Below are 22,310 nucleotides of genomic sequence, written 5' to 3'. Positions count from 1 at the left end.
GCGCGTCCGGTCAGCGCAGCGAGCGGCCCTTGACGATGGCATCGGGCCCGAACCGGGCGCGGATCGCGTCGGTCGCCCGCTCGGCCCGGCCGCGTTTCGCGGCGTCCGGGTCCAGCAGGTCGCCCAGCCGTTCGGCCTCGGCCTCGGAGCAGAGGTCCGACAACCCGACGCCGATCAGCCGGTAGGGCCCCTGGTTCCCGACCTGGTCGAAAAGCTGCCGCCCGGTGCGATAGATCACGTCCGCCAGCTGCGTGGCGTCGCGCAGCGACTGGCGCCGGGTGATCAGCCGGAAATCGGCGCGCTTGAGCTTGAGCGTCACGACCCGGCCGGCCAGTTGCTTGGCCTTGGCGCGGTCCGACACCTTTTCCGCCATGCGCCAGAGGTGCCCGTCCAGCAGGTCCGGATCGCCGGTGTCCTCGTGGAACGTCGTCTCGTTGCTGACCGATTTCATCGGCTCGTGGGCGGTGACGCGGCGGGTGTCCTCGCCGCGGCTGAGGTGCCACAGCCGGTCGCCCATCGACCCGAAGCGCAGGTGCAGATCCTGCCGGTCCCAGCGCCAGAGGTCGGAAAACGTGTGGATCCCCGCCCGGTCCAGAGCCTCCTGCGTGGCCGCGCCCACGCCCCAGATCATCCGCACCGGCTGGTCGCGCAGGAACTCCAGCGTCTCGGCCCGGCCGATCACCGCAAATCCATGCGGCTTGTCGAGATCCGAGGCGATCTTGGCCAGGAACTTGTTGTGGCTGAGCCCGATGGAGCCGGTCAGCCCCAGCTCGTCCCGCATCCGGCGCACGAGGCGCGCCAGCATGACGGCCGGGGGATGGCCGTGCAGTTTCTCGGTCCCGGTGAGGTCGAGGAACGCCTCGTCCAGCGACAGCGGCTGGATGGCGGGCGTCAGCTCCTCCATCATCGCGCGGATGGCGCGGCTGGCCTCGACATAGGCCTCCATCCGCGGTTTCACGACCACGGCATTGGGGCAGAGGTCCAGCGCCTTGAACATCGGCATGGCCGAGCGCACGCCCTGGATGCGGGCGATGTAGCAGGCAGTCGACACGACCCCGCGCCGCCCGCCGCCGATGATGACCGGCTTGTCGGCCAGCTCCGGGTTGTCGCGCTTTTCCACGCTGGCGTAGAAGGCGTCGCAATCCATATGCGCGATCGAGAGCTGCCGCAGCTCGTCATGGGCCACGACGCGGGCCGAGCGGCAGGCGGGGCAGCGCCGGCCGGTCTCGAATTCGGTCAGGCAATCGCGGCAGAGGGCGGGCATTGCGGTCGGGCCGGTGTCATGGGAGTCTCGGACCTGCAATCTATCGCGGCGCGAGGCGGATGCACATGGAAAACGACTTTTCGGGCGCCAAGGCGGCAGTCTTCATCGGCCGCCAGCTGGTGGTACTGCGACGCGACGACAAGCCGGATATCCCCTGGCCCGGGCGGCTGGATTTCCCGGGCGGCGCGCGGGACCCGGGCGAGACGCCGGAAGAGACGGTGCTGCGCGAAATCCGGGAAGAGATCGGGCTGCGCTTGTCGGCTGCGGATCTCGGGGCCGGGATCGCGTACCAGACCGAGGGGCAAAGGGTGTTCTTCTACGTCGTCCGCCTGCCCGAGGGCGCAGACCGGGACATCGTCTTTGGCGACGAGGGGCAGGGCTGGGCGCTGATGGCGCCAGGCGACTACATGTCGGCACCCGACAATATCCCGCATCTTGCGGCGCGACTGGCGCGCGCCGTGCAGGCACCCTGAGGCCGCGCGCGTGACGTGGACGGATCGAGTATTTGGAGAAAAGTGAAAGAGGGACAGTGTGCCCCGGGACCCGGCGGGCGCAGGACGGATGGGCCCTGCGCCGGAGCGGGTCAGGCGGCGTGCGGCAACTCGGCCGGCTGCGCCTGCGGGCGCAGGGGGCGGAAGGTCGCGCGCATCCCCATCCCGCGTTCGGCCTGGCGGATGGCATGGGCGATCAGGCCGCGCGACGCCTCGGCAAAGGGCGTGTCGATCGGCGCGCGCAGGCGCGTGGCGTAACGTGCGCGGGTCGTGCCCAGGTGCAGGGTCACAAGCGCCTCGAAACACCGGTTGGCCGGGTTGTAGATCACCTTGGAAATCTGTGCGGTTTCACGGGACATTGGCATTCCCTTTCTTGCTGCTCGTTACAGAACCTCAACGCGCGAGCCTGCGCGTTGTTCCACAACCCAAGTGGGGAGCCTGTGGATAACTTTGAAGGGGGAGAATTTCACGAGTTCGCGCAGATCGGCGGAAAGGCGCCTGTCGGGCCCGGTCAATCCTTGATCAGCGGGGCGCGGTAGCTGGCGGCCTCGGCCACATGGGCCTTGCGCAGTACGGGCGAGCCGTCGAGGTCGGCGATGGTGCGCGCGACACGCAGCACGCGGTGGTAGGCCCGCGCCGAGAGGCCCAAGCGGTCGGCCAGCGCCATCAGCAGGGCGCGGCTGTCGTCATCGGGGCGCGCGACCTCTTCAAGCAGCGCGCCCTCGATATCGGCGTTGAGGCGGACATCCTCGTGACCGGCGTAGCGCTCGGCCTGCACCGCGCGGGCCTGCGCGACCCGGGCGCGGATCGTGGCCGAGCTGTCGCCGGTGGCGGGCAGGTCCAGCTCGTCCAGCCGCACGGCGGGCACGTCCACGCGGATGTCGAACCGGTCAAGCAGAGGGCCCGAGATGCGGCCCATGTACTCCTCTCCGCAGATCGGCGCGCGGGAACAGGTCAGGCCCTCTTCGCCCAGGTGGCCGCATTTGCAGGGGTTGGCGGCGGCGACCAGCAGGAAGCGGCAGGGATAGCGGACATGGGCATTGGCGCGCGAGACGACGATTTCGCCGGTCTCGATGGGCTGGCGCAGGGTCTCGAGCACCGAGCGGGGGAATTCCGGGAATTCGTCCATGAAGAGCACGCCGTTATGCGCGAGGCTCACCTCGCCCGGCTTGGCGCCGCGCCCGCCGCCGACGATGGCCGCCGTGGACGCGGTGTGATGCGGTTCGCGAAACGGGCGGCGGCGCGAGATGCCGCCCCCCGTCAGCAACCCGGCCAGCGAGTGGACCATCGAGGTCTCCAGCGCCTCGGCCGCGGAGAGGTCGGGCAAAAGGCCCGGCAGACGCGCGGCCAGCATGGATTTGCCAGACCCCGGCGGGCCGGTCATCAGGACGTGGTGACGCCCGGCGGCGGCGATCTCCAGCGCGCGCTTGGTCTTTTCCTGTCCCTTGACGTCGCGCATGTCGCGCAGCGCATCGCCGGGGGTGACCTCGCCCGGCTCGGCCGGGGTCAGCGCCATGCGGCCCGACAGGTGCTGAACCGCGTCCTTCAGCGTGGCGGCGGCGATGACGGGCGTGCCGCCGACCCAGGCGGCCTCGGGTCCCGAGGCGCGGGGGCAGATCAGGGCGCGGTCTTCCTCGGCCGCGGCCAGAGCGGCGGGCAGGGCGCCCGCGACGGCCACCAGCGCGCCGTCAAGTTTCAACTCTCCGAAGCCGAGGCAGCTTTCGACGGCGTCGCGAGGCAGCACCTCCATCGCGGCGAGGATGGCGAAGGCGATAGGCAGGTCGTAATGGCTGCCCTCCTTGGGCAGGTCGGCGGGCGACAGGTTGATGACCACCTTGCGCGCGGGCAGCGACACGCCAAGGTTGGTGAGCGCGGCGCGCACCCGCTCGCGCGCCTCGTTCACCGACCGTTCGGCCATGCCGACGATCTGGAAACCGGGCATGCCGGCGACGATGGCGCATTGCACCTCGATCTGCCGGGCGTCGAGCCCTTCAAACGCGACCGTATGGGCGCAGGCCTGCATGGATGTTCCCCGTTCACCAATTCCGCCGCCAGTAACGTTCAGAATGGTTAGCAAGGGGTTAACGCCGGCTCGGACGCGGAGCTGTCCCGGCAGATGACTTGCCGCCACCTGCGCGCATGCATAAGGATGGGGTTAACGCGCCGGCCCGGCGCGACCCAAGACCCAGGGAGACGCGGCGTGAAGCTTGTCCTGCATATCGGTCCGCACAAGACCGGCAGTACCTCGATCCAGAATTCGCTGCAGCGCGGGCAGGAGGCGCTGGCGCGGCAGGGGGTGCTGTATCACACGCCAGACACGATGCCGATCATGGGGCTTGTACTGCGCTTTGCCCATGACAGGCTGCTGGAAAGCCCCGGTGTGCGCGCGCAGTTCCCGCGCCCCCGGGCAGCCCGGGAATGGAGCCGCGCGTTCTGGAAAGACCTGGCCGACACGGTGACGGCGAGCGATGCCCACACCTGCGTCGTGTCCAGCGAGCATTTCGCCTTTTTCCCGGCCGAGGCGGCGGAAAAGACCGTCGCGGCCTTCCGCGAGATCTTTGACGACATCACGCTGGTGGCCTATGCGCGGGCGCCCGACAGCCTGTATACCTCGGGCCTGCAGCAGCGGGTCGCCAGCGGCATCCGGCTGGCGGCGCTGGGCACGCCCGGCTCAAAACCCTACCCGTTGCGCGGCCAGATCGACGCCTTTGCCAGCCAGATGGCGCCGGGCAAGGTGCGCATCCGGTCCTTTGACCGCGCGAACCTCGTGGGCGGTGACGTGGTGCGCGATTTCCTGTCGCTGATCGACAGCGACACGCCGATCGACATCCCTTCGGTCAGCAGCAACGAATCGCTCTCGGGCGCGGCGGTGGCCTGGCTGCTCGGCGTCAACGAGACCTGGGACCGGGGCAAGCTGACCCCCGAACGAGAGCGTATCATGGGCATCCTGCGCGGCTCGGACCGGATCAACGCGCTGCCCAAGCTCAAGCTGACCGATGCAGAGGTGAACGCGGCCATCCTCGCCCGCGCCTCGGACGACATCACCTATATCAACGACCGCTACCTCGCGGGCCAGACACCGCTGCCGACCGCGCCCGAAGGCACTGACATGTCGGTGTTGAAAAGCTGGACAAAGATGAGGGTGCGGGACTGGATCATGTCCTACCTCACGACCGAGGCGATGCAGATCATCGCCGAAGAGATCATGGACCCCTTCCCGAACCGCGACAAGGCGGCGGGCAAGGGCAAGACCAAACACAAGCGAAAGGCCGACGCATGACCGGAAAAGTCGAAACCCGTATCACCGAACTGGGCGAAACCCTGCCCGAGGCCGCCGCCCCGGCCGCCAACTACGTGCCCTATGTCATCGACGGCGACACGCTTTATGTCTCGGGCCAGGTGAGCATGAACGCGGACGGCCTCGTGCTGGGCCGGCTGGGCGACACGATGACGACGGAACAGGGCGCGGCGGCGGCGAAATGCTGCGCGCTCAGCCTGCTGGCCCAGGTCAAGGCGGCCTGCGGTGGGGACCTCGACCGGCTCGTCCGCGTGGTCAAGCTGACCGCCTTCGTCAACTGCACGCCCGAGTTCACCGAGCAGCCGAAAGTCGTGAACGGCTGCTCCGACTTCCTGGTCGAGGCGCTGGGCGACAAGGGCCGCCATGCCCGCAGCGCGGTGGGCGCCGTCCTGCCGCTGGGTTGCGCGGTGGAAATCGAGGGGATCTTCAAGATCGCATGACGGCGCTGCCCGACATATTCCTGCACCTGCCGCTGGCCCACCGGGGCCTGCACGGGGACGGCGTGCCCGAGAACAGCCGCGCCGCCTTCGAGGCGGCGATCGCGGCGGGCTACGGGATCGAGCTGGACCTGCAACTCAGCCGCGACGAGGAAGCGATGGTCTTTCACGACTACGACCTCGGGCGGCTGACCGGCGAGAGCGGCCCGGTGCGAAAGCGCGATGCCGCCGCGCTGGGCGCGATCCCGCTGTCGGGCGGGAACGGCGAGGGCATCCCGACCCTGCGCGAGGTGCTGGCGCTGGTCGCCGGGCGCGCGCCGCTGCTGATCGAGCTCAAGGACCAGGACGGCCAGATGGGCCCGGACGTGGGCAAGCTCGAGGTGGCGACGGCCGCTGCCTTGCAGGATTACGAGGGCCCCGCGGCGCTGATGTCGTTCAACCCGCATTCCGTGGCCGTGCTGAGCCGGATCGCGTCGCAATGGCCGCGCGGGCTGACCACGTCGGAATTCGACCCGGGCGACTGGGCGCCGCTGCCGCCCCGCGTCTGCATGCACCTGCGCAACATGCCCGATTTCGAGACCTGCGGCGCGTCCTTCATCAGCCACGAACTGCATGACCTGAACCGCGTCCGCGTGGCCGAGCTGCGGTCAACCGGCGTGCCGGTGCTGTGCTGGACGGTGAAGTCGCCGGAAGACGAGGCACGGGCCCGGATCTACGCCGACAATATCACCTTCGAAGGCTATCGGCCCGAACTCCCGGCTTGAACCGGGCCGTTTGCGCCTCAGATGATAGGCGGCAGGCAAGGCTGGACCCCAAAGACCCCATGACCGACGACACGATTGACGTTTCCGTGCTGACCTCGCTGGCGCAGGTCAGCCAGACAGAGTGGGATGCCTGCGCCTGCCCCGAGGCAACGGACGGCGGCCGGCCCAGCGATCCCTTCACCACCTGGCGGTTTTTGAAGGCGCTCGAGGACAGCGGCTCGGTCGGCCCCGGCACGGGGTGGGAGCCGCGCTACCTCGTGGCCCGGGCCGAGGGCACGCCCTTTGCCGTCGCGCCGCTCTATGCCAAGGGGCACAGCCAGGGCGAATACATCTTCGACCACAGCTGGGCCCATGCCTATGAACGGGCCGGGGGGCGTTACTACCCCAAGCTCCAGATCGCCGTGCCCTTCACCCCCGCCACCGGCCGGCGGTTCCTGTGCAAGCCGGGGTACGAGGAGACCGGCCGCGCGGCCCTCGTTCAGGGCGCGGTGCAATTCGCCGCCAATCACAACGTGTCGTCCCTGCACGTGACCTTCTGCACCGAAGACGAGGCCGAGGCGGGCGCCGAGATGGGCCTGATGCCCCGCGCCTCGCAGCAATTCCACTGGGAGAACGACGGCTACGCCGATTTCCACGGTTTCCTCGCCTCGCTCAGCTCGCGCAAGCGCAAGACGCTGCGCAAGGAACGGCGGACCGCGCAGGATTTCGGCGGCGAGATCGTGATGCTGACCGGGGATCAGATCGAGCCGGAACACTGGGATGCCTTCTGGACCTTCTACCAGGACACCGGGGCGCGGAAATGGGGCTCGCCCTACCTGACGCGGCGGTTCTTCGACATCGTGCAAGAAACGATGCGTGACGACGTGGTGCTGGGTCTCGCGATCCGCAACGGGCGGCCCGTTGCCGGTGCGCTGAACTTCGCCGGGCGCGAGACGCTTTACGGCAGGTATTGGGGATGCATCGAACACCACCCCTGCCTGCATTTCGAACTGTGCTACTATCAGGCCATCGACTGGGCCATCTCTCACGGGCTGAAACGAGTCGAGGCCGGGGCGCAGGGCGAACACAAGCTGGCGCGCGGCTACATGCCGACGCTGACCCATTCGCTGCACTGGATCGCCGATCCCGGCTTTCGCCGTGCGGTGGAGGATTTCCTCGAGGCGGAGCGCCGCGCGGTGGAGGAGGATGTCGAGATCCTCACTGCCTACGGCCCCTTCCGCCGCGACCAACCGGAGGAACAGGAATGACCGAGAAACTGAGCGACACCGGCCGCAAGACCATGCTGGCCCCGCTGATCGAGACCGGCTGGACGCTGGATGAAGACCGTGACGCGATCTGCAAGGACTTCGTCTTTGACGACTTCGTGGCCGCCTTCGGCTTCATGACGCGCTGCGCGATCTGGGCCGAGAAATGGAACCACCACCCCGAGTGGCGCAATGTCTACAAGACGGTGTCGGTCACGCTGACCACCCATGACGTGGACGGGCTGTCGTCGCTCGACGTGAAACTGGCAAGAAAAATGGACCAACTGGCAACATGACCCTCGACCAACTGATGAATACCGAGATCTGGAACGGCCGCACGCTTTCGGACCTGCTGACGCTCGAGGCGCTGGCCTCGATCTTCGGCAACCTGCTTTCGGCGATGGTGATCATTGTCCTCGCCTTCATGATCTCGGGCTGGATCAGCCGCCGCATCCGCAGGCTGGCGGCGCGGCACAAGAGCCTCGACGACACGCTGTTCGAGTTCCTCGCCTCGATCGCGCGCTACACGATCCTGGCCTTTGCCGCGCTGTTCGTCCTGAACACCTTCGGGATCCAGACGACCTCGATGGTGGCGGCGATCGGTGCCGCCGGCCTGGCCATCGGCCTCGCGCTGCAGGGCACGCTGTCGAACGTGGCGGCGGGGGTGATGATCATCCTCTTCCGACCGATCAAGAACGGTGATTTCGTCGAGGTGGCCGGGGTCAACGGGACGGTCAAGAATATCTCGCTGAATTACACCGAGCTGGCGAACCTGTCGAACGTGCAGGTGATCGTGCCGAACTCAGAGGTCTGGGGCAACGTGATCACCAACTACTCGATCTACGACACGCGGCGGGCGGAATGGACCTTCGGCGTGGCCTATGGCGCCAACCTGAAACAGGCCGAAGAGATCATCCGCGACACGATCCTGTCGGATCCGCGGTCGATGACCGAGCCGGCGCCCTTCTTCCAGGTCAACAACCTCGGCGATTTCTCGGTCGATTTCCTGGTGCGGGTCTGGGTGAAATCGTCCGATTACTTCGCCTACCAGGCGGACATGAAACGCAAGGTGAAGGAGGCGCTGGATGCCGGCGGGGTCGAGATCCCCTTCCCGACCCGGACCTTGCTCATGGAAAAGGACGCGGCCGAGTAACCTCGCGCCAAGGGGTTGCGCCGCCTGACGGCGTCGCCCGGGGGCGGGGGCGCGCTGCGCGCGCCCCCGCAGTGCCTCCCGAGAGTACTGGCCTGGCATGCAGCCTGCGTGTCTTGTCCGGGAAGATCCCCCTTCATCTTGCCAATAAACTCCGGGGTGCGTAAGGGGCTGGCCCCTCACATCTGCGCCTGCCACTTCGGGCGGCGCTCGAGTATTTTTGGAATAGTGAAAGCAGGGGGCGTAGTCCAAGACCGCCGATGCCCGGGCAGTCCCCGATGCAAGGCAGGCCTCCGGCGGGCATATTTGAGGAAAGATGAAAGGCCGGGCGCGCTGCCCATCCCGTCACCTTTCCGGAAATATCCCGGGGGGGGTCGCCAAGGGCGACGGGGGGCTGGCCCCCCATCCCCGGCCAGTCAAATGGCTCAGCCGATGTCGGCCAGCAGGCCTTCGCCCGCACTGACCTCGCAAACACCGGGGCTTTCCTCGGCGTTCAGCACTTTCACGACACCATCCTCGACCAGCATGGCATAGCGCTTGGAGCGGCCGATCAGCCCGGCCGGCGGCGCGGTGAAATCCATCCCGATCGCCTTGGTAAAGGCGCCCTCGGCATCGGCGAGGAAGGTCAGCCCGGCCGCATCCGCGCCCGTGTCCTTGGCCCAGGCGCCCATGACGAAGGGATCGTTGACCGAGACGCAGATGATCTCGTCCACGCCCTTGGCGGCGAACTGGTCCCTGGTGCGGATGAAGCTGGGCACATGGGCCGTGCTGCAGACCCCGGTATAGGCCCCGGGCAGGCCGAAGATCACGACCTTGCGGCCGCTCAGCTTGTCGCCCAGCGCGACGGGGGCGGGGCCTTTGTCGCCCATGGTCAGCAGGCTGGCCGTGGGCAGGGTATCTCCGGTGGTGATGGTCATGGCGGTCCTTCCGCAATTGCGTTTCCTGTGCTGCAAGTTATAGGGTCGCGCCGAAATGGGGCCAACGGAAAGTTGGAAAGGGACAAACATGAGCCAAATCGTCGTCATCGGGGCCGGGCAGGCCGGCAGCTCCCTCGTCAGCAAGCTGCGGACCTCGGGCTTTGACGGAGAGATCACCCTGGTGGGCCAGGAGCCGCATCCGCCCTACCAGCGACCGCCGCTTTCCAAGGCCTACCTGCTTGGCGACATGCCGGTCGAGCGGCTCTACCTGCGGCCCGAAAGCTACTATGCCGACCAGGGTATCACGCTGCGCCTCGGCGCGCAGGTCTCGGCGATCGACCCGGCGGCCAGGACCGTGACGCTGGACGGAGAGACGCTGCGCTACGACCAGTTGGCCCTGACCACGGGGTCCTGGCCGCGGCGCCTGCCGGCGGCCATCGGCGGCGACCTCGATGGCGTGCTGACCGTGCGGGACCTTCGGGACGTCGACGCCATGGCGCCGCGTTTCGTCGAAGGGGCGAAGGTGCTGATCGTCGGGGGCGGCTACATCGGGCTCGAGGCGGCGGCGGTCGCGGCCAAGCGCGGCCTCGACGTGACCCTGGTCGAGATGTCCGACCGCATCCTGCAGCGCGTCGCCTCGCCCGAGACCTCGGCCTATTTCCGCAAGCTGCATGGCGATCACGGGGTGAAGATCCTTGAAGGCACCGGCCTCACGCGCCTGACGGGCGAAGGCAAGGTCACGGGCGCGGTGCTGTCGGACGGCACCGAGTTGCCGGTCGATTTCGTCATCGTCGGCGTCGGTATCATGCCCGCCTCGGAATTGGCCGAGGCGGCGGGGCTGAAGATCGAGAACGGCATCTGGACGGATGAGCATGGCCGGACCTCGGACCCGTCGATCTGGGCGGCGGGCGATTGCGCCAGCTTCCCGCAGGGCGGCGCGCGGATGCGGCTGGAAAGCGTCGGCAATGCCATCGACCAGGCCGAGATCGTGGCCCAGAACATGCTGGGGGCCGGGAAACCCTACCTCGCCAAGCCCTGGTTCTGGTCGGATCAATACGACACCAAGCTGCAGATCGCCGGGTTGTCGACCGGCTATGACAAGGTGGTGACCCGTCACGGCGAGGGCGGGGCGGTCTCCTTCTGGTACTACAAGGGCGATCAGCTGCTGGCGCTCGACGCGATGAACGACGCGCGCAGCTACATGGTCGGCAAGCGCCTGATCGAGAGTGGCAAGTCTCCCGACCCGGCGGCCATCGCGGACCCCGCGACCGAACTCAAGGCGCTCTTGAAAGCCTGATGCGGATCATCGCCGGAGAGTGGCGCGGCCGGCGCCTCGCGTCGGTCGGCAAGGGCGACGCCGGGGCGCATCTGCGGCCCACCACGGACCGGGTGCGCGAGAGCCTGTTCTCGATCCTCGCGGGCGGGCGCTTCGGCGATCCGCTGGGGGGGGGCGAGGTGCTCGACCTCTTCGCCGGCACCGGCGCGCTGGGGCTTGAGGCGCTGTCGCGCGGGGCCGTCCACGCCACTTTCGTCGACGATGGCCGCGCGGCGGGCAAGCTCCTGCGCGAGAACATCCGCACGCTGGACGCGCCCGCCACGATCCTCACCCGCGATGCCCGCAAGCTGCCCGCCAACACGGGGGCTCCGGCCGCGCTGGTCTTCCTCGATCCGCCCTATGGAAAGGCGATGGGCCAGGCCGCATTGGCTGCGGCCACGGCGGGCGGCTGGCTGGCCCCCGAGGCGCTGGTGGTCTGGGAGGAAAGCACCCCGCAGCAAGCGCCCGAGGGCTTTACGCCCCTCGACACCCGCCGTTTCGGCGACACCCACGTGACCTTCCTGTCTGCCCCCGCGTAACTGACCCGATCCCTCTTCATCTTGCCGAGTAAACTCCGGGGAGCGTGAGGGGCTGGCCCCTCACTCCGGCGGCGGCCATCAAGCGCCTTCGGCGAGAGTATTTTTGGAAAAGTGAAAGCAGGGGCGTGGTCGAACACCGCTGACGCCCGGGCATTCCCCGAGGTCCGGGAAGCCTCCGGCGGGCATATTTGCCGAAAGATGAAAGGCCAGGCGCGCCGCCCAGCCCCTTCATCTTTCCGGAAATGTCCCGGGGGGAGGCGCCGCAGGCGACGGGGGGCTGGCCCCCCATCCCCGGCCAGCCTCAGGCAGTGCCGATCTTGTCTTGCGTCTTCGTCTCGAAATCGCTGGCGTCGTGCCGCTCGTGCAACTGCTCATGCGGCTCGCCGAAGGCCTTGTTGACCATGCGTCCGCGCTGCACGGCCGGGCGGGCGCCGATCTCTTCGGCCCAGCGGATCACGTTCTTGTAGATCCCGACGTCAAGGAATTCGCCCGCGTTGTAGGACTGCCCCTGCACCGTGCGCCCGTACCAAGGCCAGATCGCGATATCGGCGATGGTGTAGTCGCTGCCGGTCATGAACTGGTGATCAGCCAGGTGCTTGTCGAGCACGTCGAGCTGGCGCTTCACCTCCATCGCGAAGCGGTTGATCGGGTATTCCATCGGGTAGGGCGCATAGGCGTAGAAATGCCCGAAGCCGCCGCCGAGATAGGGCGCGCTGCCCATCTGCCAGAAGAGCCAGGACAGCATCTCGGGCCGTTTGGCCGGATCGCCAAGGAACATGCCGAATTTCTCGGCCAGGTGCATCAGGATCGCGCCGCTTTCGAAGACGCGCACCGGCTCGCGGCCGGACCGGTCCACCAGCGCGGGGATCTTGGAGTTCGGGTTGATCTCGACGAAGCCCGAGCCGAACTGGTCGCCATCGCCGATCTTGATCAGCCAGGCGTCGTATTCCGCGTCCGCCCCGGCGGCCAGCAACTCTTCGAGCAGGATGGTCACCTTCTGCCCGTTCGGTGTCGCCAGCGAATAAAGCTGGTACGGATGCTTGCCGACCGGCAGCTCCTTGTCATGGGTTGCCCCGGCGATGGGCCGGTTGAGCGAGGCCCACTGGCCGCCGTTCTCCTTGTCCCAGGTCCAGACTTTCGGGGGGGTGTAGTTCTCGGTCATGTCGCGTCTCCGGTTCCGGTGTCGCGGAAAAGCCTAGCTTCTCGCGCGGGATTCGCCAGAGGGCACGGTGCATTCAGGCTGTGCGGCGGCGCAGGTCTGCCGTCAGAAGACGCCGATATCCGCCAGCGCGCCGGCCAGTTCGGGCGGCAGCTCGTCGTCCGTCTCGCGCCGCGCGCCCATGTCGGCGGGCGCGTCGCCCGGCGCAAGGTAGCGCCAGCCCTGGAACGGCCGCCGCGGGGCGGGCGTGGTGCGGTGCAGCTCGGGGTTGAGCACGATGGCGCAGCGGGCAATGCCGTCCTCGCCCGTCACCTCGTCAAGGCCGAGGATGCGCTGGCGGCACTGGATGAAGCCCTTGATGACCCAGTAGATCGACCCGCCGTTCAGGATCTCGTCCCGCCGTTTGGGGAACATCCGCGTCACGTGGCGCGGGCAGCCATCCGCCATTTGCGCCGCGCGCATGGCCTGCCAGGCGGCCAGGTCCTCGACCCCTTCGGTGCCGACGCTCAGCTTCAGGATATTCACGTATTTATCCACAGATTCACCCTCAATCCACGCATATATGGTAGTGTCCCGGCGCGCAGCTGCAAGCGCTTGTGTGATCCCCTGCATTTGAGGTAGTCTGGCCCTTCCTCCGAACAAGGGAATCGCGCCATGACCCGTTTCGCAGCCCCGATCGCCGAGCAGATCTGGGACATGAAGTACCGTTTCAAAGCTGCCGACGGCACGCCGCATGACAAGAGCGTCGAGGACACCTGGCGCCGCATCGCGCGCGATCTCGCACGGGTCGAGGCCGAGCCCGAGGCCTGGGAAGACAAGTTCTTTGCCGCGCTGGAGGATTTCAAGTTCCTGCCCGCCGGCCGCATCACCGCCGGCGCGGGCACGGCGCGCAAGGTGACGCTGTTCAACTGCTTTGTCATGGGCACGATCCCCGACAGCATGGGCGGGATCTTCGACATGCTGAAAGAGGCCGCGCTGACCATGCAGCAAGGCGGGGGCATCGGTTATGATTTCAGCACCATTCGGCCCAAGGGCGCGGATGTGAAGGGCGTGGCGGCGGATGCCTCGGGCCCGCTGTCGTTCATGGATGTCTGGGACGCCATGTGCCGAACGATCATGTCGGCCGGCAGCCGCCGGGGCGCGATGATGGCGACCATGCGCTGCGATCACCCGGACATCGAACAGTTCATCACCGCCAAGTCCGACAGCGCGCGGCTGCGGATGTTCAACCTCTCGGTGCTGGTCACCGACGCCTTCATGGAGGCGGTCAAGTCGGGCGGGTCCTGGGACCTGCAGTTCGACGGCAAGGTCTACCACACGGTCGAGGCGCGCGACCTGTGGAACAAGATCATGCAATCGACTTACGATTACGCCGAACCGGGCGTGATCTTCATCGACCGCATCAACGCCGCGAACAACCTCAACTACATCGAGACCATCGCCGCCACGAACCCCTGCGGCGAACAGCCCCTGCCGCCCTATGGCGCCTGCCTGCTGGGCTCGATCAACCTTGCCCGGCTGGTGACCGATCCGTTCGAAAAGGCCGCCAAGCTCGACATCGAGGCGCTGAACGAGCTGGTCCGCACCGCCGTGCGCATGATGGACAATGTGGTCGACGCCAGCCAGTTCCCGCTCGAGGCGCAGCGCGTCGAGGCGCAGAACAAGCGCCGCATCGGCCTTGGCGTCACGGGCCTCGCCGATGCGCTGCTGATGCTCGGCCAGCGCTACGGCTCGGACGCGGCCGCCGCCCAGACCGAGGAATGGCTCCATGCCATCGCCCGCGCCTCCTACCTCGCCTCGGTCGAGCTGGCCAAGGAAAAGGGCGCCTTCCCGCTGTTCGACGCCGAGGGCTACCTGGCCTCGGGCAACATGATGAACATGGGCGATGACGTGCGCGCCCAGATCGCCGAACATGGCATCCGCAACGCCCTGCTGACCTCCATCGCGCCGACCGGGACGATCTCGCTCTACGCCGGCAACGTGAGCTCCGGCATCGAGCCGGTCTTTGCCTATGCCTACACCCGCAAGGTGCTGCAGCGCGACGGCTCGCGCACCGAGGAAGAGGTGGTCGACTACGCCGTCCAGCTCTGGCGCGAGAAGTTCGGCGATGCTGCTTTGCCCGACTTCTTCGTCAACGCCCAGACGCTGGACCCGCAGGACCACGTCAAGATGCAGGCGGCAGCGCAGAAATGGATCGACAGCTCGATCTCGAAAACGATCAACTGCCCCGAGGACATCAGCTTTGACGCCTTCAAGGACGTCTACATGCAGGCGTATGAGACCGGCTGCAAGGGCTGCACGACCTACCGTCCGAACGATGTGACCGGGTCGGTGCTGACGGTGAGCGAGGACAAGAAGGCCGCCCCCGAGGTCATCGCCAACGACGATGCCGAGCCGCAGCGCCCCCATGGCGACGTGGTCTACATGACCGAGCCGCTGGACCGCCCGACGGAACTGGACGGCGCGACCTACAAGCTGAAATGGCCCGACAGCGAGCACGCGATCTACCTGACGATCAACGACATCGTCGTGGGTGGTCACCGGCGGCCCTTCGAGGTCTTCATCAACTCGAAGAACATGGAGCATTTCGCCTGGACGGTGGCGCTGACGCGGATGATCTCGGCCGTGTTCCGACGCGGCGGCGACGTGTCGTTCGTGGTCGAAGAGCTGAAGGCCGTGTTCGACCCGCGCGGCGGCGCCTGGGTGCAGGGCAAGTACATCCCCTCGATCCTCGCGGCGATCGGCGGCGTGATCGAGAAGCACCTGGTCGTGACCGGCTTCCTCGAGGGCGAGGGCATGGGGCTGAAGTCGGACCCGCAGGCGCAGGTGGTGAACCTCAAGACCGGCAATCGCGGCAAGGCCTGCCCGTCCTGCGGCCAGTACGACCTGCGCATGGTCGAAGGCTGCATGACCTGCGCCTCCTGCGGGCATTCGAAGTGCGGCTGACGCGGCGCGGCGGTGCATGTTGTATCGCCACTACCAATTAGTGGCCACCGGCGGGCTTGAAACGTCCATTCCGCAAGCGAAAAAGGTCAATCGGGCAAAGGAGCCCGATTTTCCGCTATTTCTGCCATTTTCGCGCAGGAAGGCGCTTTCGGCTCTGTCCTGAGGGATATGGGCACCGGAATCGGGCGACAGAAACAGTTTTCGAATTTTTTTTTTGAGCTTATCGGTGGCCGATAGAGCTCTTGGGCTCGGGGCGCGGCTATGCTTCTGTTCCCAGTAGACCAGTCCGCCAGGAAAGAATACACCGGCGTCCGTTTCGATGACTTGCCGGGAATTCGATGCGCAATGTCGGTAGGTATCGGCCCAAGAAAAGATAAGAACGCAAAAAGGGCGGCTTGCGCCGCCCTTTTTTAAGGTTCCGATGAATTTCCTACTGTGATCGCCAGCGCCGCACCGCATTCTCGATACGCGCGTAGGCCCGAATGGCTTCGTGCTTCGAATGGTGACCGTCGCAGAACTGGTGGCCGTAGTTGTCTGCGCGTGTGTCTTCGATCGTGTAGCCGAGGGCGAGAAACGCCTTGTGCGCCTCCTCGGTCAGTCGAGCGGGGTGGATCGGAGAGGTCATGACGGTCACGCCAGCGATCTCCCGTCCGATCTGCGTGTAGTGCCGGTCCACCCACACGTGCACACGACACAGGCCGTGCTTCTCGATGAGCCACAGCGTCACGTCACAGATGTCCTGTTCCATCCCGAATTCGTCGGGATGAACGCTCAGGCGGCGCTGGCGCGCCGCCTGAAGGGCACAGCGTGCCCCAGTCTCAGTCGGCATTACGGAACCGCGCCAGAAGATCGCTAACTCGCGCGCCATGCCAGAGGGTCATGTCGGAGGCTGGCAAGCCCCTTTCATGCCCGATCCGGTCGAGCGACGACGGTGCCTGGTCAGCCAGGATGCGACGGATGTTGCGGAGGGCGACCTCGATGGCATCTGTATCCGGGATCGGATGCCCGAAAGCGCCGTGCAGGTCACAGAGCGCCGCGAAGCCGCTCGGCTCATCGAGTGCATCGAGCAGGTCGCAGAGACTCGCGCCGTGGCGGCGGAGGTGCTGCTCCACCGCATAGGCGGCGCCGAGACGCGCCTCGGCAGTGTCGAGTGTGGTGGTGTTGAGCATGATGTTCTCCCTTTCATGCGGTGGCGGAAACGGTGCTGTTGTGCCTGGTTCATCGGCGTCCGTCGTCGGGAGATGCTTGGGCGTTGGCAGTGTCCTTTCGATTGGTTTCAACGGCTGGTCTTGGGTGCTGGTGATGAGAAAATTGGTCGTTCGTTGGGATGACGAAGAAAAAATCTGCCGGGGCATGATTTTTTCTGTTGTTGGGCCGTACCGCCGCAGATGCTGCGCTGTCGGGAGGCTGCGCTTTGCGCTCATCCCAGATCATGACGCCGACCGTGCAAAATGCGCATGGTCGGCGCCGCAGTTCAGGCCGCGTCCTGCGCCGGGAGGGCAAGCGCCAGCGCATCCCGGTCCTCGTCCAGTTCTCCGATCTCGACGAGAAGATCGTAGAGCCGGTCGGAGAGCAGGCAGAGCTCTTCCACCTCCGGGCTCGCGGGATCGAGGAGGGGCCAGTACGACAACTCCGGGTCGAGACTATTGCCAAGCAGATCGAGAGACAGGAGCCGGTGCAGATCGACCAGCCTGCGCCGCGCCGCCCGGCCCAGCCGCGCGGCTTCGCGCAGCCCGGACATGAGGCGCAGGACGCGGGCCGCTCCGGCGTCGCCGTCGATCAGCCCCGCGGCGTTGCACAGCGCGGATCCGTGCTTGTCGAAATGCGCGCGAACGGCAGCGAGTTGCAGATCTGCGGACAGGGTCTTCGTGGGAAACTTACGCAGCATGGTGGTCCTCCTTGATTGCTCGTCTGCCGGTCGTGGCAGCATCAAGCCTGTCCGCAGTCGTTTTGGGCGTGCCCCTCCTTCTCTTCTCTTGGGCTCGCGGGTCTTTGTTTCGGTCCTCGAAATGGAGATTGGCCAATATTCTGCGGGGCGAAGGAAAAACTTCACCATTGCCCGTGGCAATCGGGTGTCCCGGCCCAGCAAGTCGCCGGTCAGACGTATTCTCGGAAATAAATGAACAGGGCAGGCGCCCATTCGCGTCTGAAATCCGTCCGAAAAGGTTCCCGGCTGTCCGAAATCTGCTACACCTCAGAAAAGACTGGTAGTTTGGTGCAAATGAACCTCGCCTCAAAATCCTTTCTGAGGTTCCTGGTTGACCCTCTCGGACGCCATCCAAGGTCCTTGACGCTGCAAGACAGGGGCATTGCCGCTCGCGGAGCGGGTTCGCCTTGGATAGGGTTCCCGCTTATCCACCAAAGAAAGCAACTGCATCAGAACCCAGCCTTTTTGACCTCGAAGTCGGCTATGCGGGACGATGTCGATTTCCACTCTCAACGAACTTGACCTGTCTACAACTTCACACTTTAGGACGGTTTTGAATGTCGAGAATCGGTGTGAGCGGAAAAAGCAGCGTATGTATCATATTTCGGAACTGGCGGAGAGCGTGGGCCTGTCGCGCGCGACACTGCTCTACTACGAGAAGATCGGCCTGCTGAAGGGCAAGCGCCAGGCGAACGGCTATCGCGTCTATTCTGACGCCGACCGGCAGCGGCTGCGGCTCATGCAGCAACTTCAGGCGGGTGGGCTGAGCCTGCAAGAATGCCAAGCCTGCCTCGATGGCAAGCTTGACTGCGAGATGCTGGAGCGGCGCCTCGCCGTGCTGGACACGGAGATCGCCGAAAAGACGCGGTCGCGCGACCTTCTGGCGGCTCTGCTCGGACAGTCGAGCCTCAAGGACTGGCACGAAGAGGTCGAGCGCGTCGCGCCCGATCTGCACCGCGCCTGGCTCATGTCGCAGGGCTTTTCCAGCGCGGAGGCGGGGCTGATCGCGCTGGTGTCCAAGGACATGAATGCCCATGACGCCTACATGGCCGGGTTCATGGAGGTGTTCGCCGACCTCGACTGGTGGGGCCCGGGAACAGAAGAGGCGACACGCCGGGCGCTCGACATGCTGCCTTTCGCGACCGAGACGATCCTCGAGATTGGCTGCGGCCCGGGCATGGCGACGATGACGCTGGCCGAGGCGACCGCCGCGCGGATCACGGCCACCGACACAGCCGAGGTTGCGCTCGACAAACTCAGGGCGCGGATCGCGGCGGGCGGCCTCAATGACCGGATCGAGGTGCAGAACGTCGATATGGCCGCAATTCCGGCCCCCGAGTGCCCTTGGGATGTGATCTGGTCCGAGGGCAGCGCCTACATCCTCGGCGTGGAAAAGGCGCTTGCGGACTGGCGGGCGCTCATCCGCCCCGACGGCGTCCTCGTGTTCTCCGACATGGTCTGGCGGACCGACAAACCCGACGGCGAGATCGGCGCCTTCTGGGCCGCTGAATACCCCGCGATGGCGACGCCCGCGACCCGCGTCGCGCAGGCCAGGCGCGCGGGCTACCGTGTCCTCGGTCATTTCGACATCGGGCCAGAGGGGATGGAGACCTACTACCGCCCGCTCGCCGCGCGGCTCGACGCGCTCGAGCCGCGTCTTGCGGGAAGCCGGGTGTTGGAAGACCTGCGCCGCGAGATCGCCGTGTTGGAGGCCGGGCGCGGGCAGTTCGGCTACGAGATGTTTGTGCTGGAGCGGGTCTGACCCCGCCTGGCACCAGAGAGGATCGAGACATGAACTATTCAACGGATTACACCACCCACTCCGAGGCGATTGCGGACCTGTTTGCGTCGACCTTCACGGCCTCGGAAGGCGCAGAGGAAGGCGCGCTGATCGGCGCCCTTGTGCGCCGCCTGATCGCAGAGACTGCCCGTGAGGATCTGCGCGTGTTCATCGCCTCGGAGGACGGCGCGCTTGTCGGCGGGATCTTCTTCACGCGCCTCACCTACGCGGGCGATCCGCGCACGGTCTTCCTGATGGCGCCCGTGGCGGTGAAGACGGCGCATCAAGGCAAAGGCATCGGGCAGCGACTCATCATGCACGGCCTCGACGCACTCCGGCAGGAGGGCGTGGACATCGCCGTGACCTACGGCGATCCGGCCTTCTACGGCCGGGTCGGCTTCCAGTCCGTCACTGAGGCCGACCTTCCCGCGCCTCAGCCGCTGAACCAGCCGCAGGGCTGGATAGCACAGTCCCTGACCGACGCGCCGCTTACGCTCATCAGAGGACCGGCGCGTTGCGTTGCCGCCTTCGACGACCCGGCTCTCTGGTAGACCGATGGTCCGCGACTACTCCGTCTTCCTGCCGGGTGGCACCCCGGCGCGCCGCGAGCCCACGGCGCTGGAACGCCTCGGTTGGGGTTCGGCCTTCGCCAGCCAGATCGATGCCGACGCTCTGACCGCAAGGCCCCCGGTCCGCGTGGTAGCAGTTCATCGCAGCGGGCTGCAGGTGGCGGGCGATGGCATCGAAGAGTGCATCCCACCCGGACCGGAGGCGACCGTCGGCGACTGGCTGCTGCTCGACCGCGCGCGGCCCCGGTCGAGCCACGTGTTGGAGCGAAAGAGCCTCATCAAGCGCCGCGCGCCGGGCACGGGGCGCGAAGTGCAGTTGATCGCGGCGAACATCGACACCGTCTTCGTCGTCACCTCCTGCAACGCGGATTTTAACGTGGCGCGGCTTGAGCGCTACGTTGCGCACGCCTTCGAGGCGGGCATCGAGCCAGTGATCGTCCTGACCAAGGCGGACCTGACAGAAGACACTGCGCCCTATGTGGATGCGGCACAAGCCGTGTCGGACCGGGTGCCGGTGTTGGCGCTTGACGCCCGTGGCGCAGAACCCGCGAAGGCGCTGGCCGACTGGTGCAAACCGGGACGGACAGTCGCCTTCCTCGGCTCCTCCGGCGTCGGCAAGTCGACCCTCACCAACGCGCTGCTGGGAACGCAGGAGATCGCGACCCAAGGCATCCGCGAAGACGACGCAAGGGGCCGGCACACCACAACCCGGCGCGAGTTGCACGCCACCCCCGTGGCTGCCTCGTCCTCGACACGCCGGGCATGCGCGAATTGCAGCTGACCGATGCGGCCGCCGGCATCGCTGACGTGTTCGAGGATGTCGAGGCGCTGAGCGCCCAGTGCCGGTTCAAGGATTGTCAGCACGAGACCGAGCCCGGCTGCGCTATCCTCGCCGCAATAGACGACGGCAGCCTCGACCCTGCGCGGCTCGCGCGCTGGCGCAAACTCCAGGCCGAGGACGCCTTTAACTCTGCCAGCCTCGCCGAGCGCCGCGGAAAAGACCGCGCCTTCGGCAAGCTCGTTCGCAGTGCGATGAAAGCGAAATCGGATCGAATACGATAGTTTCAAGCGCGGCCAATCCGGTCCGCTCCAAGCTGGGAGCCGACATTGCGCCTCACGCCTCTTGGGCGCCCATCTGCACCACAAACGCAGGGAGCTGGTATCAAGGCCAGCATAGCCCGTATTCCTTCGAACGCCGTAGCTGCTTGCCGACAGCCCCCTGAAGCAACAAACGCATCTGGTCGACCACCGGGATCGGCTTCCAGATCATTGTTGATTTTTCCCTTTCGACACCGGCCTTCGTCGTCCATTTCTTGACCACCTCCCGGACGGGGTTGCGATGGTTCCACCGCCAGACGATCTCGTCGAGGTATCGCTGGAGATGCTGTCGCCCCAAATTGTGGTAGACCCCGACCAAAGCGCGCTGCACCTGGGAGATGACTGCCTCGGCCGTGTTCACATGGGCGCCGGTCTCAGGGTTGGCATATTCTTTCTTGCTGTGGATCACATACTGGTGGTCGGCCATCGTCTGTCCCAGCCCCCGGTAGCTCTTGCTTCCATCTGTCATCAGGTTCGTAGTCTCAGGGTCGATCCACTCCAGGAGGACCGGCTCGAGCGTCGCCCTTTTGTCATCGGAAACGACCCTGGCGCGTGCCTGTCCATCGCGAGAGGCCGCCACGAAGATCATCGGCTTCCCAGTGCCCTTACCGCGTGGATTATAGGCTCCTGACAGGGATTTGGGGGCTCCCCCGACATACGCCTCGTCCACCGCGACGATGCCCTGCAGCGGCAGCAGCTCGGCGTTCCGGTCGTCCATCATTTCCCTGATGGCGTGCCCCATCTTCCACGCGGTCTTCTGGTTCACGCCGAGCAGCCGTGCCATCACGACCGAGGAGATGCCCTTACTTGATGTGAGCACCAAGAACATCGCGCAGATCCAGATACGCAGGTCGAGCTTGGTGCCATGCATCGGTGTGAGCGTGGTGACGGTGAACTGGAGACGGCAGTCTCGGCACTGGTAGAGTCCCGGTCGGCAGGTCCTTCCGCGCAGCGCCGACGAGGCCACCGACCCGCAATGCGGACAGTGCCTGCCGGTTGACCATATGATACCCTCCAAGAAGCGTCGCGCGTGCATCTCGCTCGGCATCCGCTTCCAGATGTCAGGGATCGACTTCAGTTCAGTGATCATCAGGGCTCTCCGCTCGTTCCGCCAGTCAAGCAATGTTGGCTCGGCGGGTGTTCGGCGAAGAAGAAACCTGAAAAACTGCGCAAAATGCGGCGAGATGGCGGAAAAGCCAAGCCAAGTTAGCGCCTTGCTTTATTAGCTGCTTTTTTTGGTGGATAAGCGGGATAGGGTTTGAAGCTATCGCGGCGCGCCCCTCAGTGAGGAAAGGCCTTCTTTCGTCGTCGCTGTCGCTCGATCTTGGCGGGGGCTGAATAGCCCCGCGTTTCTTAGACGCCTTCGGCTCTCAGTTTCCGCTGCCGTTCGAACTCGACGGGCGACAGCATCC

Annotated in this window: 23 protein-coding genes and 1 pseudogene; 13 read left to right on the top strand and 11 right to left on the bottom strand. The window is 66.2% G+C overall.

Features of this window, described 5'->3' with window-relative positions; translation table 11 throughout:
- Positions 1-10: 10 nt before the first annotated feature.
- On the bottom strand, positions 11-1,264 hold the full coding sequence (locus MF270_RS05460) for a DNA polymerase IV (protein WP_238364859.1): 1,254 nt from the start codon (positions 1,262-1,264) through the stop codon (positions 11-13).
- Between the two features lie 65 nt (positions 1,265-1,329).
- On the opposite strand from MF270_RS05460, the gene MF270_RS05455 reads away from it, so the two are divergent.
- Positions 1,330-1,737 (top strand): NUDIX domain-containing protein, encoded by a 408-nt coding sequence (locus tag MF270_RS05455; protein WP_238364858.1) that lies wholly within the window; start codon positions 1,330-1,332, stop codon positions 1,735-1,737.
- 110 nt (positions 1,738-1,847) lie between these two features.
- Here the strand turns inward: MF270_RS05455 and MF270_RS05450 are convergent, their stop codons facing one another.
- Together MF270_RS05450 and MF270_RS05445 are read right to left on the bottom strand one after the other, a co-directional pair.
- Complete coding sequence (locus MF270_RS05450; protein ID WP_238364857.1) at positions 1,848-2,114, bottom strand: hypothetical protein; 267 nt, start codon at positions 2,112-2,114, stop codon at positions 1,848-1,850.
- 152 nt (positions 2,115-2,266) lie between these two features.
- A complete protein-coding gene (locus tag MF270_RS05445; RefSeq protein WP_238364856.1) occupies positions 2,267-3,778 on the bottom strand; it encodes a YifB family Mg chelatase-like AAA ATPase in 1,512 nt (503 codons plus the stop codon).
- 177 nt (positions 3,779-3,955) lie between these two features.
- On the opposite strand from MF270_RS05445, the gene MF270_RS05440 reads away from it, so the two are divergent.
- From MF270_RS05440 to MF270_RS05415, 6 genes are read left to right on the top strand one after another with little or no spacing between them, the layout of a single operon-like run.
- Positions 3,956-5,035 (top strand): hypothetical protein, encoded by a 1,080-nt coding sequence (locus MF270_RS05440; protein WP_238364855.1) that lies wholly within the window; start codon positions 3,956-3,958, stop codon positions 5,033-5,035.
- Positions 5,032-5,493, top strand: coding sequence for a RidA family protein (locus tag MF270_RS05435; protein WP_238364854.1), 462 nt, complete (start codon positions 5,032-5,034; stop codon positions 5,491-5,493). The genes MF270_RS05440 and MF270_RS05435 overlap by 4 nt, the downstream gene beginning before the upstream one ends.
- Entirely contained in the window at positions 5,490-6,254 is a 765-nt protein-coding gene (locus MF270_RS05430; RefSeq protein ID WP_238364853.1) for a glycerophosphodiester phosphodiesterase family protein, read from the top strand. The genes MF270_RS05435 and MF270_RS05430 overlap by 4 nt, the downstream gene beginning before the upstream one ends.
- Positions 6,255-6,313: 59 nt before the next feature.
- Entirely contained in the window at positions 6,314-7,501 is a 1,188-nt protein-coding gene (locus MF270_RS05425) for a GNAT family N-acetyltransferase (protein WP_238364852.1), read from the top strand.
- Positions 7,498-7,794, top strand: a complete 297-nt coding sequence (locus tag MF270_RS05420) for a 4a-hydroxytetrahydrobiopterin dehydratase (RefSeq protein ID WP_238364851.1) — start codon at positions 7,498-7,500, stop codon at positions 7,792-7,794. Before MF270_RS05425 ends, MF270_RS05420 begins: the two co-directional genes overlap by 4 nt.
- A complete protein-coding gene (locus MF270_RS05415) occupies positions 7,791-8,651 on the top strand; it encodes a mechanosensitive ion channel family protein (protein WP_238364850.1) in 861 nt (286 codons plus the stop codon). The genes MF270_RS05420 and MF270_RS05415 overlap by 4 nt, the downstream gene beginning before the upstream one ends.
- A 422-nt stretch (positions 8,652-9,073) precedes the next feature.
- On the opposite strand, the gene MF270_RS05410 is transcribed toward MF270_RS05415, so the two are convergent.
- A complete protein-coding gene (locus tag MF270_RS05410) occupies positions 9,074-9,565 on the bottom strand; it encodes a peroxiredoxin (RefSeq protein WP_238364849.1) in 492 nt (163 codons plus the stop codon).
- An 88-nt stretch (positions 9,566-9,653) separates the two neighbouring features.
- Between MF270_RS05410 and MF270_RS05405 the strand changes: the two genes are divergently transcribed.
- Positions 9,654-10,862 (top strand): NAD(P)/FAD-dependent oxidoreductase, encoded by a 1,209-nt coding sequence (locus tag MF270_RS05405; protein WP_238364848.1) that lies wholly within the window; start codon positions 9,654-9,656, stop codon positions 10,860-10,862.
- Positions 10,862-11,419 (top strand): 16S rRNA (guanine(966)-N(2))-methyltransferase RsmD, encoded by a 558-nt coding sequence (rsmD, locus tag MF270_RS05400; protein WP_238364847.1) that lies wholly within the window; start codon positions 10,862-10,864, stop codon positions 11,417-11,419. The genes MF270_RS05405 and rsmD overlap by 1 nt, the downstream gene beginning before the upstream one ends.
- Before the next feature lie 301 nt (positions 11,420-11,720).
- Here the strand turns inward: rsmD and yghU are convergent, their stop codons facing one another.
- Both yghU and MF270_RS05390 read right to left on the bottom strand, forming a co-directional pair.
- Positions 11,721-12,581 carry a glutathione-dependent disulfide-bond oxidoreductase gene (gene yghU, locus MF270_RS05395; protein ID WP_238364846.1) on the bottom strand — a complete coding sequence of 287 codons (861 nt, stop codon included), beginning with the start codon at positions 12,579-12,581 and terminating at the stop codon, positions 11,721-11,723.
- A 102-nt stretch (positions 12,582-12,683) separates the two neighbouring features.
- Positions 12,684-13,115: a DUF1489 family protein gene (locus tag MF270_RS05390; protein ID WP_238364845.1), complete on the bottom strand. Its 432-nt coding sequence runs from the start codon at positions 13,113-13,115 to the stop codon at positions 12,684-12,686.
- Positions 13,116-13,232: 117 nt separating this feature from the next.
- Here MF270_RS05390 and MF270_RS05385 point away from each other — a divergent pair, with 117 nt between their 5' ends.
- Positions 13,233-15,524 (top strand): adenosylcobalamin-dependent ribonucleoside-diphosphate reductase, encoded by a 2,292-nt coding sequence (locus MF270_RS05385; protein ID WP_238364844.1) that lies wholly within the window; start codon positions 13,233-13,235, stop codon positions 15,522-15,524.
- Between the two features lie 430 nt (positions 15,525-15,954).
- Here the strand turns inward: MF270_RS05385 and MF270_RS05380 are convergent, their stop codons facing one another.
- The 4 genes from MF270_RS05380 to MF270_RS05365 are packed head-to-tail and all read right to left on the bottom strand — an operon-like array spanning position 15,955 to position 17,412.
- Positions 15,955-16,392: a hypothetical protein gene (locus tag MF270_RS05380; protein WP_238364843.1), complete on the bottom strand. Its 438-nt coding sequence runs from the start codon at positions 16,390-16,392 to the stop codon at positions 15,955-15,957.
- Complete coding sequence (locus tag MF270_RS05375; RefSeq protein ID WP_238364842.1) at positions 16,343-16,693, bottom strand: hypothetical protein; 351 nt, start codon at positions 16,691-16,693, stop codon at positions 16,343-16,345. The genes MF270_RS05380 and MF270_RS05375 overlap by 50 nt, the downstream gene beginning before the upstream one ends.
- A 49-nt stretch (positions 16,694-16,742) precedes the next feature.
- Positions 16,743-16,958 (bottom strand): hypothetical protein, encoded by a 216-nt coding sequence (locus MF270_RS05370; RefSeq protein ID WP_238364841.1) that lies wholly within the window; start codon positions 16,956-16,958, stop codon positions 16,743-16,745.
- 40 nt (positions 16,959-16,998) lie between these two features.
- Positions 16,999-17,412, bottom strand: a complete 414-nt coding sequence (locus MF270_RS05365; protein WP_238364840.1) for a hypothetical protein — start codon at positions 17,410-17,412, stop codon at positions 16,999-17,001.
- A gap of 631 nt (positions 17,413-18,043) precedes the next feature.
- On the opposite strand from MF270_RS05365, the gene MF270_RS05360 reads away from it, so the two are divergent.
- The 3 genes and pseudogenes from MF270_RS05360 to rsgA all read left to right on the top strand — a co-directional run bounded on the left by MF270_RS05360 (position 18,044) and on the right by rsgA (position 20,862).
- Positions 18,044-19,213 carry a MerR family transcriptional regulator gene (locus tag MF270_RS05360; protein WP_238364839.1) on the top strand — a complete coding sequence of 390 codons (1,170 nt, stop codon included), beginning with the start codon at positions 18,044-18,046 and terminating at the stop codon, positions 19,211-19,213.
- A gap of 29 nt (positions 19,214-19,242) precedes the next feature.
- Positions 19,243-19,782 (top strand): GNAT family N-acetyltransferase, encoded by a 540-nt coding sequence (locus MF270_RS05355; RefSeq protein WP_238364838.1) that lies wholly within the window; start codon positions 19,243-19,245, stop codon positions 19,780-19,782.
- Between the two features lie 4 nt (positions 19,783-19,786).
- Positions 19,787-20,862, top strand: a pseudogene (gene rsgA / locus MF270_RS05350) (ribosome small subunit-dependent GTPase A).
- Positions 20,863-20,962: 100 nt separating this feature from the next.
- Here rsgA and MF270_RS05345 read toward each other — a convergent pair.
- The gene (locus MF270_RS05345; protein ID WP_238364837.1) at positions 20,963-21,988 is read right to left on the bottom strand and encodes an IS1595 family transposase; all 1,026 of its coding nucleotides are present in this window, start codon (positions 21,986-21,988) and stop codon (positions 20,963-20,965) included.
- Positions 21,989-22,310 lie beyond the last annotated feature (322 nt).

The organism is Mesobacterium pallidum (assembly GCF_019966535.1).
Taxonomy (GTDB): Bacteria; Pseudomonadota; Alphaproteobacteria; order Rhodobacterales; family Rhodobacteraceae; genus Mesobacterium; species Mesobacterium pallidum.
Note: the sequence above shows the minus strand (reverse complement) of the source record. Positions and strands in the feature narration are given on the sequence as shown.